The organism is Streptomyces sp. NPDC001709 (assembly GCF_053596375.1).
This window is the reverse complement of record NZ_JBSFGB010000032.1, coordinates 72,777-84,965: the sequence shown is the minus strand read 5'-3', so window position 1 is coordinate 84,965 and position 12,189 is coordinate 72,777. Positions and strand designations below refer to the sequence as shown.

Below are 12,189 nucleotides of genomic sequence, written 5' to 3'. Positions count from 1 at the left end.
TTTGCGTGTCACGGCTCAGCCGCACCCGCCCGCGTGCCCCTCGTCCAGTCCATACGTGCCGACGTACCCGTTTCCCTCCGGCCCCCGCACGGCCAGCTCGTTCAGCGCGTCCACGTAGGCCGCCAGCAGGTCCGCCCATGGCGTCCCGGCGTCCCGCAGCAGCAGTTCCTGGTCCAGCGCCGCGGAATTCTCGATCTCCGTCAGATATTCCAGAGGGTGCTGGACCTGATTCGGGGAGTTCAGCTCGTCGTACATTTCTCCTCCTCTTCGTATCGGGTCCCTCTCAGGCCCCGCACAAACAGAGTGGAGTTCCCTTCTGTACGCACTCCCCGGCCGCTCTGTATTCGCCGGTACAGAAGGAATACAGGGCAATACAGAACGCATATGGGCCGCCGTCGAGAATTCCCTCATGGACAGCCTGGAAATAGGAGAAATCGTGGTCGTCGGCGGCACGCTGACCGCCTGGGCGGCCGCCGCCCGGCTGGCCGCCACATTCGGCCCGGCGGTCGGCGTCACCGTGCTGGAAACCCCGCGGCCCACCCCGGCGGCCGACCCGAACGGCCGGGTCGTGGCCCTGTCCCCGCAGGTGCAGCGGGACCTCTTCGACCGGCTGGGCATCCAGGAGGAGACCTGGATGCGCGCCTGCTCGGCGTCCTTCACGCTCGGCGTGCGGTACGTCAACTGGCGCAGCGGGGGCGCGGCACAACTCGCCCCGCGTCCCCTGCCCGGCCACGCACCGGATCGCTTCGACCGGCCCTTCGCGCCCCTCCCCGAATGCGAGGAATTCCCGCTGTCGGAATTCTGGCGGCTGCGCCGCCGCACGGGCGAGACCGTCGAACCACTGGACCGCGCCTGTTTCCGTGAGCCGGCGCTGCTGGACGCCCGCAGATCGCCACGCTGGCTGGACGGCAGGATCGCCGTTCCCTACGGCTGGCACGCCGACGCCGAACTCCTCACGCGATTCCTGCGCCGAACAGCCGTACAGCGATTCGGAGTCCGCACCGCGCGGGGTGCGCTGCTGGGCGCCGACCGGGACGGCGACGGCATGCTCACCGCCCTGCGCACCGCCGACGGCGCCCGGCTCGCGGGAGACCTCTTCCTGGACTGCTCCGGCCCGGCGAGCCTGCTGCTGAGCGGGGTGCTCCGCGAACCCTTCACCACCGGGGCGGGCCACCCGCTCACCGATCGCACGGTCACCGTCAGCGTGCCCTACGACAGCGCCGTGGCCGGTATCGAGCCGAACGGCACGGCCACCGCCCTGCCGTTCGGCTGGGCCTGGCACCGTCCGCTCCCGGACCGGATCGGCGCCGGACTCGTCTGCGCGAGCGCGTGGACGGACGAGGAGCGGGCGGTGCGCACGCTGTGCGCCCTGTGGGGCCTGCGCCCCGCCCTGGCCGACGTGCGCGTCGAGCACCGGCCCGCCGGGGCCGCCCGCCGCGCCTGGGTGCACAACTGCGTGGCGCTCGGCCCGGCCGCCCGGTCCGCCGACCCGCTCGCCGACGACGGCCTCGCGGGCGTACTACGCCAACTCGACCGCCTGGTACGCGACTTCCCCGCACCCCAGCACCCGCACGCCCCGGCGGACCGCTTCAACCGGGCCGCCGCGGCCGACGCGGCGGCGGCCGACGACCTGGCCCAGCTCCTCTACCGGGCCGCCCCGCGAGCGGACACGCCGTTCTGGCAGGCGCACCACGAACTGCCGCCGTCCGACACCCTGTCGGCCTGTCTGGAGGCACATCGCGCCGGACTGACCCCCGAACCGGGCGAAACGCGCCTGCGGACCGTGCTGGCCGCCCTCGACCCGCAGGGAGGCCCCCCACCGGCGGCGCTGCGGCACCGCACGGCCGCCCGCCGGGCCGCCGACGCCCACTTCACGCGGATCCGCCGCCAGCAGCGCATCCTGCTGGAAACCCTGCCCAGCGCCCACACCTACCTGCACCGCCTGCACACCCGCCACTCCCCGGCCCCGGCCCTGACGGCCGCCGGCACGCATGGTGCGACAGTAAGTTCCTGATCGCGAGTGACGGAATGTAACGCCTTCAACGCAAGGTGCCCGGCTTCGTTGAAGATGCCAGGCACTGCATGCAGTTGGACGGTGGCGCGCTGAGAGCAGATCGCGCTCCATGAAGTCGCCTGCCTCGGCCCATGTGGTGAAGCCCCAGTCAACGACTCCGTACCCACCAGGTGAGCCAGGCTGTCAGCGTGGCGCCCAATGCGGTCGCCGCACCGCGGAGCACGAACCGGCCGATCAGCAGCCAGGCCCGGCGGATCATCCGACGCGCACGTCGGGAATTCCGAGGGGAGATCTTCGACTTCCTTGGACGCTTTCGCATCGTTCGCCTTCCTCACATGCGTGACGCGCACATCGGGTCAGGGCCACGGGCATGGCCGAGCCCCGACCGTTTCGCACGGGACTCTGGTGCACCCGTGGCAACGCGTTGCCGGATCACAGCGCAACAGGCCAGGTCTGTTGCCAAATCTCCGGCAACAGACACGAGCCAGCCCAACAACCGGTAGGACTGTCTGGTGCCGTCAGAACACTGGGCAGGCGGAAACCTGCGCGAGTTGAGCAAGGAGCTGCCTGAACTCCATCAAGCCCTGGCCAAAGCCCTACGTGGTGCGTTCGAGGTCATGCAGATCACCTTGAGGGAATACGCCAGGCGACATCACCTGAGCGTGTCGGTGGTGAGTCGATATCTGAGCGGGAACCGCCTTCCGTCCAAAGACTTCATCGAGAAGACCATCGAACTGGCCGGCACCCGTCTCACCGCGGAAGACGCCACCACTTTGCGGAACCTCCACAGCCGGCGGGCTGAGGAGAAGGCGGAGCACGGAGAGAGCAGCATCCGGACACTGACGGCGCGCATGCTCAATCAGAAAGTGCAGTACGAGACGGCGACCCGCCAGCACTTGGCCACGATGGGCGCCTTGGATCGGGCCCAAGCGGAGAGCCGCAGGCTGAAGACTCAGCTGCGCCTTTCCACCGGACCGCTGGCCGACACCTCCGATGACCTCCTCAGCGAACTGGAGCGGTACGCCGCACTTCGCGCGACAGGTGCACGCGATGCCGTCACCTCCATTTCGCACGACACCCATCGCCGCTGGCGCACTGCGCTGAACCAATACGATCGCGCCCCGGCCTTGACTTGGACGGACACCGCACCGTGCACCCCCGAGCGCCGCGTGGCCAGCTATCGGCGACTGGGGCTGGATCAGCTGCATCGCGACGCGCTCGACGAACTCGTACCGTTACAGGTCGGCGGCGACGCCGCTGTCGATGACGTTGCGCTCGAGGTGCATTCCCTGGCGCTGGGAGCCATGCACGCCAACGGCCCCCGTCCGCTCGCACGCGCCCTCGAATACTGGTCCGAGGATCATTCGTCTGTATCGGGTGCCAGTGCTCTGGACGCGAGCCAGTTCACTTTCCGCAGTCACCTGGCGTCAGGCGAAACCGCTGCCCCGCTCCTGGCTCCGTGGCGACGAAGCCTCACCGAATGGGACCACGCGGAACAGCCTGCTTGGACATCCACCCCACCCCGTACTGCCGAGCGGCGCATCGCGGTGTATGAGCGCCTCGCACTGGAGCCCGCGACCCGCAGAGTGCTCACGGAGCTGATCCCGATCTCCTTCGCTGAAGGACCGATCATCATCAGTAGCGAGTTCACCCCGTGGTACACGCCCACTCACCAGCCCGGCCGCCCCTGGTACTGGCCCGCCTACCAGCGCTACCTGGCGCAAGTCAAGGGATGGACCGCCGAGGCCGTGGCCACCGTGGGAGAGAGCGCTGCCCAAGTGGTCGCACGTCTCGCGGACCCCACTGATGCTGCCGCCTACCAGTCCAAGGGTTTGGTCATCGGTTACGTCCAGTCCGGGAAGACCGCCAGCATTACTGGGGTCGTCGCCAAGGCCGTCGATGCCGGCTACCGATTGGTCATCATCCTCAGTGGCTCTCTCAACATCCTCCGCACCCAGACACAACGGCGGATCGACAAGGAGTTGGTCGGTCGCGAGAACATTCTGCGCGGAGCCCCCGAAGAGGACTGCGAGTACGCCTTGGACCCGGAGTGGAGGGCGGGACTGTTCTTGACTCACGGCGGGCTTCCATCCCTCCACGGAGCGTTCGACGTTCTCCGGCTCACGACCCTGAACAGCGACTACCAGTCCCTGCAACAGGGGATCACCGCACTCGAGTTCGAGAAGCGTGATCCCACGCTGCCGCTGTACCACCCGGCCAACCTGCATCGCACGGCCGCCCGGCTCATGGTGGTCAAGAAGAACAAGGCCGTGCTCGGCTCGGTTATCAGGGACTTGCATAGGCTCGGTGCCCAGTTGCAGGAGATTCCGGCACTGATCGTGGACGACGAGTCCGACCACGGATCGGTCAATACGCTGCACCCTGGGCATCAACGTGAAGGCCGTGAGCGCAGCGCCATCAACGGACTCCTCTCCGAACTGCTTGGCCTGCTTCCCCGAGCCCAGTACGTTGCGTATACGGCTACGCCGTTCGCCAATGTCCTCATTGATCCGCACGATGCGGAGGACGTCTTCCCAAAGGACTTCGTGCTCTCGTTGCCCCGCCCGGCCGGGTACATGGGGGCGCGCGACTTCCACGACATGGACTCTGCCATTCCTCCTGAGAAGCGAACGGTCGCCAACTCCCAGGAGATGGCCCATGTCCGCGCCATCCACGAAGCCGAACCGGGCGACGACTCCTCTCTGCAACAGGCCCTCGATGCCTTTGTCCTGTCGGGCGCCATCAAGCTGTACCGCGAAGCCCTCGACCCGAGAAGTATCGCGTACCGTCACCACACCATGCTGGTCCACGAGTCCGTGCGCATCGCCGACCATCGCCAGCTCATGGATCGTCTCCTTAAGCTCTGGTACGTCCCCGGCTCACTCGAGGCCGAGGCTCTTCATCGGCTGAGGGCGCTCTACGACCTGGACTTTGCCCCCGTATCCGCCCACCGGGCCGAAGACCTCGCACGCCCTGTCTCGTTCGACGAGCTGATCCCGTACATCGATGCCGCGCGTGCCCGCATCGCCGACGGCTCAGAGAAGCCTGTGATCATCGTCAACGGTGACAGGGATATCGAGCGCGCCAGCGTGGACTTCGACCAGCGCCCCGTATGGAAGATCCTAGTCGGGGGCGCCAAGCTCGCCCGAGGCTTCACCGTCGAGGGCCTCACCATCAGCTACTACCGCCGTGCCGCCTCACAGGCGGACACCCTGATGCAGATGGGCCGCTGGTTCGGCTTCCGCGAAGGCTATGCCGACCTGGTCCGGCTCTACATCAGTCGCGGTGAAGCTGCTGGGAACAAAGAGATCGATCTCTACGAGGCGTTCGCAACGATGTGCCGCGATGAGGAGGAGTTCCGGTCTCAACTCGCCGACTACGCACACTTGGTGGACGGCAAGCCGATGATCACTCCCGCGCAACTCCCGCCATTGGTGGCCCAGTACCTGCCCTGGCTCAAGCCGACGAGTCCCACCAAGATGTACAACGCCGAACTCGTGGAGGTCCGGTCACCGGGGAGCTGGATCGAACCGTCGGGCTACCCCCTGGACATCGGCGCGAAGCGCCGAAACACGGAGCGGTGGCGCGCGATCCTCGGCACCTTCCAGAGCCCCGTGATCCCCGTCTCCGTGCCGGCCGACGGCAGCCGGAAGGAGACCTCCTTCTCCGCGTACACGACTGTCATCGGACACACGCAGTTCCTTGAGGTGCTCAGCAGGCTGGAGTGGCTGACCCCGGGATATTTTGCACCGCACCTCGCCTATCTGCAGAACGCAAGCACCACGGGGGCAAGCATCGAGGATTGGCTGATCCTCGCCCCCCAGCTAGCTCCGCCGCAGCGCCGGGCCGGATCTGTGCTGGGGTCCCCCGAGCTCTCCCTCTTCGTCCGCAGTCGGCGCAGGGGGCCGCTCTTCGGCACTATCAGCGGCCCCGCACATCGCCTGGCCGCCCGGGCTCTTCGTGCGAGCCTTCCGGATCGCAGGGGGATCGCATTGCTCTACCCGGTCCTGGAGGCGGGTGACGCCTACCAACACACCGCGTACCTGCCCGGCACGCCGGTCGACCCGTCCCTGGTCTCTCTTGCCTTCACCCTGCTCCCGCCTGGCGACTCGAAGGATGAAGAGGCTCCGCAACCTCCTCTGGTCCGATTCCGCGCCAAGGACTCCGCGTTGCCCGATCGCCCCGTGATCGACAGGTAGGCGAAGGCGTCCTGTGCGGTTCAGGCAGTCCCGACGGTCCGCGGTCAGCGGCCTGCCGTCTCCGCTCCGGGGAAGACCCTTCGCGCCAGGACCCGCCGAACGACGTCACAGTCAGGCAAGGGTGGAGCCTTCGGCTCGGAGCGCTTGGCCTGCTGCTGGCTCCGAAGAGCCAGGGTAAGGGCGGCGATGACGGTCTCCTGATGGCCGACAGTCCCGAGCGCGCGTGCCGCACGGTCGAGCAAGGCGATGTTCAGCTCGATGGAGCATGTCGGTTCTGTGACGGCTGGCGACCGGGGGGGAGGACGTGGACGGGGTACGCCACGGTGTGGCGGCCCCTTTTTGGGCACCGCTGCGGGAGCAACAGCTGGCGCGGGTTCCGATGTGGCAGCGTCCGGGGCGCCGAGAACCGCCTCCAGCTGTTGGACCAGCTGGGGAAGGCACTCGAACGCCCCCACGAGCCCGTGCGGAACCGGAAGTTACCGAGTGGGGGTTTGGCCATAAGTCGGAACGTCAGCGCGATGACGGACAACCGCCAGCGGCTCACCGCCAGGCGGCGGGCGACCGTGTGGATCCACGTTTCGGGATGCCGGTCTCCGTTCAGTACGGATGCCATGCGAGCTACCAAGGGTGTGGGTGGACCCATTGCTCTACTTTTCACCAGAGAAACTCCGGCATTTTCACGGCGGCTCCGAGGGATTCCTTGGAGGCCGATCCCTCGAGGTCGAGGCAACGGCGTTGCCCTCGGGGGCCGCCTGGCGGTCGGCGAGTCCGGCTCGGCCGGTGCCAGTGAGTCCGAGGGCCCGGATCTGGAAACGGCCATCGCCCACCTCGAGAAGATGTGCACTGCGCATACGGTGGTCCCGGCATCGTGCCGTTCCATCGGAGTGTATAAGTGGGTGGAGTTCTCGGGACCGCGCGGTGAGACGACTCTCCCCGAATCCCTCGTGCGCACTCCGCGTGAGATGCAGGAGTACGCGGCCAGAGTGGCCCACGACATGATGGTGTGGACGGCCAGCATCGACTGATAGTGGCGAGCCCGCTGTATGTCGAGATCGCCCCGCCTCCGCGGGAGGGGGCCCTGGTGCCGCAACCCACGCGGCGCCGATGGCCCTGGAAGTTCCGGGTCTACCCGCCGGAGGTCTTCCACCTGGTCGGACAGCTACAGCCAGGACCCCGCTCATAGGGGCTGTGATACGGCGAGGCTCGCCAGAAGCCGTTCCGGTGGGGACCTCCGCGCGGAGCCGTGAGACGCCGAAGCCGCGCCGGAGCGCTCCGGCGCGGCTTCGGCGTGAGATCGGTTGCGCTCGCACGAGTGGTTCCCGGGAGCGGTGCAGGATCGCCTGCCCGAGCAGCCGACCCGCCGCAGGAAGGCACTCCCCGGTGCGAAATACTCTCCCGATGAGTTCACGCACTTCTCCGATCAGCCAGCCGATCACGATACGGAGGGCAGTCGCGCGGGATGCCAAACGGCTCACGCGGCTCGTGCGTGGCTCAGGCGCCTACGAGGGCAAGTACGCAGCCGCAGTGGCGGGCTACCGGGTCGGTCCGGATTACATCGAAGCCCACCGCGCCTTCGTAGCCATCGGCGCCGACGAGCATGGAGGCCGGGTCGTCGGGTTCTACTCGCTCGTCCTCGCTCCACCGGAGCTCGACCTGCTGTTCGTCGCCGACGAAGCGCAAGGACGTGGTATTGGACGGCTGCTCGTCGCGCACATGCAGTCCGAGGCCCGTGCCGCCGGGCTCGACCGTGTCAAGGTCGTGTCGCATCGTCCTGCCGAGGACTTCTACCACCGCGTCGGTGCAGTGCGGACCGGGACCGCGCTCGCGAACCCGCCCGCCGTGCCGTGGGACCGTCCCAAATTCGAGTTTCGCATTCCTTCGGAATGACGCGGTGTGCCGGTTCGCAGGGCACCGGCTTCGCCTGCATGGTGGCTGGCATGCAGGAGCCGCTGGACGCCACGCGCTCCGTGTGTGCCGACCGGCTTCCGTGGGGCCCGCGGTGGTGATGGTCCTGCCGGAGCCGCTGGCGGAGGCGGCGGAGGTCAGGCTGTAGGCCGACTGCAGGTCGCTGGGGCCGTAGCCGGTGGGGGAGTCCGCGGCGGCGTTCGGCCGGACGGTCTGGGGTGCGATGCCCTTCTTCGCCGCCTGCTCTTCCTGGAAGGCGGTGGTGCCGCTGGTGCCGCGCAGGGCGTTGCAGGATGCGTAGCCCTTCTTCGAGGTGCCGGTGCATTGCAGCATCTCCAGGCGGAACCGCCGGCCTTCCCAGCGCTACGGCATGGGGGGCCGCTGCGGGGAGCGGAGTACGAGCAGGGTGATCTCGCTCGGGGCGAAGACGCGGAAGGGCGGGCCCCAGAAGCCGGTGCCACGGCTGGTGTAGAGGAGGGTGCGGGTGCCGTGGCGGCTGAGGCCGGCGAGGGCGGGCTGATCGATGCGGACCAGGTGGTGGAAGGGCCAGATCTGGCCGCCGTGGGTGTGACCGGAGAGCTGGAGGTCGACGCCGCCGGCTGCCGCCCGGTCGACGAACTTGGGCTGGTGGGCCAGGAGCAGGACGGGCAGGTCGGGGTCGGCGCCGTGCAGGGCTCCGGCGAGGTCGGCGTGGTGGCCGGCGAGGCCGGAGGACTCGGCCGTGACGTCATCCACGCCGGCGACCACGAGGGTGTCGCCACCGCGTTCGAGCAGTAGATGGCGGTTGCGCAGTGGCTCCCAGCCCAGCTCGTCCATCAGGTCGACCCAGCCCTGGGCCTCGCTGTAGTACTCGTGGTTGCCGGTGACGTAGACCCGGGCCCGGGTGGCCTGCACGGTGCCGAGGGGGGCGGCCTGGGCGCGGCGGCGTTCGGCCGTGCCGTCCGCGATGTCTCCGGTGTGGCAGACCAGGTCGGCCTTCAGCGTGTTGACCGTCTCGCAGACCCGCGCCGACCAGCGGGCGCGGTCGAGCGGGCCGTAGTGGGTGTCGGTGATGAGGACGACGCGCGTGCCGTCCAACCCGGCTCCCAGGCGCGGAAGTTGCACGTCCAGGCGGCGTACCCGAGGTACCCGGCGGGCCTCGGCGTACCCCCAGGTGAGCAGCACGGTGGCTACGCCGAGGACCGCCCAGGTGACGATCCGGGCCCGGTCCTGGCCGTCGCCGACGCCGGTCACGGTCAGGGCGAGCCGCAGCGGGACGCCGAGCACGACGGACCAGGTGAACAGGGTCCAGCTGGTGCCCAGGAGGGTGTCTCCGACGATCGCCGCCCAGTCCTGCTGGCGTCGGCCGTGGCCGCGCACCATCGCGAGCGGCATACCGATCAGGCCGAGGGCGAACAGGGCGGTGCCAGCGAGCGTGACAGGGAGCGGCCAGTGCTGGCCGGTGTACAGCAGCAGCCAGCAGGGCACGGTCCACAGCAGGACGGGGGCGATCAGGGGGAGGTAGCGCATCAGGCGGTGCAGTCGGCTCTGCTGAGTCGTGTGCGCCGCACTGTCGGCGGATCGGGTTTCGCTGGCGTCGGTCACGCTTCCCCTCCTTGAGCAACCAGGCTGCCGTCGCGCGCACTGTATCCGGCCGTCCCGGGCCGGTCGGACGGACGGGGTGCTCATGGTGGGCAGCCCCATGTGGCGAGGTGGCCTCCGCGTTCGCCCCCCGGCTCACGCGGTTGGTGACTCTGCTCCTGACCAGGGCCGCGGCGGCTTCGAACGGTGAGGCGTAGAAGCTCCGGAAGCAGTGGGGAGTACGGCCCATCGTCGTGGGCCGGGTGAGATCCACATGCCGGTGCCCGTAATCCTCAGTATTTCTGGGTGGGGATGCTGTGACGGGCGGGAGGATGGGTGGGTGCTGTCCCGGGTCCGGGGCCTGACTCATGACACGCCTGGCCGAAGTGTCCTGGTCTCACGGTGTCGGCCGTTGCCGGGGAGGGTGCGTTGCCGGTGCCGGGCCGGCGGAGCGTGTCCCGATCGGGGCCTGCCGATCGTTGTGGCGTCCTCACGATTCTGACCGCCCGATGCGGCCCGGTACCGGCAACGCGACGCGCCATCGGACCGGAAGGTACTGGGGAGCCGTGAGGCTGCCCGCGAGGTCTTCCACCTGGTCAAACAGCTACAGCCAGCACCCCGCTCATAGGGGCTGTCGTGACAGATGAGAGGCTCGGGCGGGTGAGCGAGACACCACCGAACACCCTGCAATACCGCTTTGACGGGCCAGAAGACGCCCCGGTCCTGATCCTGGGTCCCTCACTGGGTACCACCTGGCACAGGTCGTATCGATCGTCCATGGGTGTCCAGCCGCTCCGGGGCGCGCACAAGCTTGCAGGTCAGGTCCCTCTGGTTCGCGGGTGTCCGCTCAGTTCGTGACAGCGATGTGAGAGAGGGCGAAGCAGTGAAGCCCATCCGGGAACCATCCCCCGACGGGGCTTCTGCTCGGAGCCCTGAGACGAAGCCCCGCCGGAGCGCTCCGGCGGGGCTTCGCCGTGATCTCGACTGTGCTTGCGCGCATGACCGCGTTCGGCTCCGCACACAGTGCGCGCTCCTGCGATGCTCGCGGGACGCTGGATTTGCGATTGCGCCCATCTGGGAGGGGAGCCGTAAGACGACGCAGCCGCGCCGGTTAGCCGACGGGGCTGTTCCAGCCGCTGGGTCTCACCGGATCACTTCAGCCGGGCACCGGGACAAGGCGCTGGAGTACGGCAAGGGCATCTGGATGCGTTACAGCTGCCGACTCATGCAAGCGGTTCGACGGGATTGCCTCCTGGTTCAGACAGGGCGGCGAGATCGTCTACCGCCGGCGCCGGTGCGTCATGCTCGGGCGCTGCTGATACGGGCTCGCCGCAGTGGCGCTCCTGCTCGGTGGAGGCTGGCGAGTGCTTGCCGGTAGGAGGCGATCAGTCCGGTTTCCCGATAGTCGACTCCCAAGTCCTGGCAGTAGCGGCGGACGATGGGCCGGGCCCTGCGCAGGTGCGGGCTGGGCATGCTGGGGAACAGGTGGTGTTCGATCTGGTGGTTCAGGCCGCCCAGGGCGAGGTCGGTGAACCAACTGCCGCGTACGTTGCGTGCGGTGAGGACCTGGCGGCGCAGGAAGTCGGGGCGGTCCTTGCCGGTCAGGATCGGCATGCCCTTGTGGTTGGGGGCGAACAGACAACCGAGGTACAGGCCGAACAGGCACTGGTGGACGGCCAGGAACGCGATCGCCATGCCGGGCGGGAGGACGATGAACACTGCGGTCAGGTAGGCGGCGGTGTGCCCGTAGAGCAGCGTGCCGTCCAGGGCGCGGTTCTTCAGGGCGCGGTTGCCCAGTGCTCGCGCGCTGGAGACATGAAGGTTGACCCCTTCGAGCAGGAGCAGGGGAAAGAAGAGGAACGCCTGCCGACGGCCGATGATCCTCGGCAGTCCGGTCGCGGCGCGGGCTTGGTCCTGGGACCACACCAGCAGGTCCGGGGCGATGTCGGGGTCGAGGTCCTCGTGGTTGGTGTTGGCGTGGTGGCGGGTGTGTTAGTCCTGCCACCATCCGTAGCCCATCCCGATCGCGGCCCCGGCGATGCGGCCGACCGTTTCGCTGGGCCGGCGCCGGCGGAAGACCTGGCGGTGCGTGACGTCGTGGGCGAGCAGAGCCACCTGCCCGAACATCACGGCGAGGAACGCGGCGAGCGCCAGGGTCCACCACCCGGCGCCGATGACGACGAACGCGCTCCAGCCCCCGGCGTAGGCGACGGCCACGACGATGGACCGGACGGTGTAGTAGCCGGGGCGCCGGTTCATCAGGCCGGCCTCGGCGATCTTCTTCGACAGGCGGGCGAAATCACTGCCACCTGCGGGGGGAGGCGGGCGACGGCGCGGGGTATGCGTGGTCATGGTCTCGGAGTGTCCTTCCCGGCTGACGGGCCGCATCCGGTCGTGCGGTGTACGCCGGATGCGATGCGGCGGCCGGGTACCCACATCCCTGCCTTCGGACCGGCACCCGATGCTCGTCGGTCGGAGCTCCGGGTGTCGCGGGCTTTGACGTAAGGCCCC

At 68.6% G+C, this 12,189-nt stretch carries 5 protein-coding genes and 1 pseudogene; 3 read left to right on the top strand and 3 right to left on the bottom strand.

The genetic code is table 11. From position 1 onward, the window contains the following. Positions 1–15: 15 nt before the first annotated feature. The gene (locus ACWC0C_RS35735; RefSeq protein ID WP_449197878.1) at positions 16–255 is read right to left on the bottom strand and encodes a DUF6269 family protein; all 240 of its coding nucleotides are present in this window, start codon (positions 253–255) and stop codon (positions 16–18) included. Positions 256–409: 154 nt separating this feature from the next. Between ACWC0C_RS35735 and ACWC0C_RS35730 the strand changes: the two genes are divergently transcribed. The 3 genes from ACWC0C_RS35730 to ACWC0C_RS35720 all read left to right on the top strand — a co-directional run bounded on the left by ACWC0C_RS35730 (position 410) and on the right by ACWC0C_RS35720 (position 8,100). Next, a complete protein-coding gene (locus ACWC0C_RS35730) occupies positions 410–2,014 on the top strand; it encodes a tryptophan 7-halogenase (protein ID WP_450868404.1) in 1,605 nt (534 codons plus the stop codon). A gap of 551 nt (positions 2,015–2,565) precedes the next feature. Further along, positions 2,566–6,213 carry a Z1 domain-containing protein gene (locus ACWC0C_RS35725; protein WP_450868402.1) on the top strand — a complete coding sequence of 1,216 codons (3,648 nt, stop codon included), beginning with the start codon at positions 2,566–2,568 and terminating at the stop codon, positions 6,211–6,213. Positions 6,214–7,611: 1,398 nt separating this feature from the next. Beyond that, on the top strand, positions 7,612–8,100 hold the full coding sequence (locus ACWC0C_RS35720) for a GNAT family N-acetyltransferase (RefSeq protein ID WP_450868400.1): 489 nt from the start codon (positions 7,612–7,614) through the stop codon (positions 8,098–8,100). 381 nt (positions 8,101–8,481) lie between these two features. On the opposite strand, the gene ACWC0C_RS35715 is transcribed toward ACWC0C_RS35720, so the two are convergent. Continuing rightward, positions 8,482–9,702 carry a metallophosphoesterase gene (locus ACWC0C_RS35715; RefSeq protein ID WP_450868398.1) on the bottom strand — a complete coding sequence of 407 codons (1,221 nt, stop codon included), beginning with the start codon at positions 9,700–9,702 and terminating at the stop codon, positions 8,482–8,484. A 1,275-nt stretch (positions 9,703–10,977) separates the two neighbouring features. Next, positions 10,978–12,030 (bottom strand): annotated as a pseudogene (locus ACWC0C_RS35710) (fatty acid desaturase family protein). Positions 12,031–12,189 lie beyond the last annotated feature (159 nt).

What these genes read in the sequence shown, in the direction of transcription:
- ACWC0C_RS35735 (WP_449197878.1), bottom strand. Translation starts at nt 255, where the DNA reads ATGTACGACGAGCTGAACTCCCCGAATCAGGTCCAGCACCCTCTGGAA.
- ACWC0C_RS35730 (WP_450868404.1), top strand. Translation starts at nt 410, where the DNA reads ATGGACAGCCTGGAAATAGGAGAAATCGTGGTCGTCGGCGGCACGCTG.
- ACWC0C_RS35720 (WP_450868400.1), top strand. Translation starts at nt 7,612, where the DNA reads ATGAGTTCACGCACTTCTCCGATCAGCCAGCCGATCACGATACGGAGG.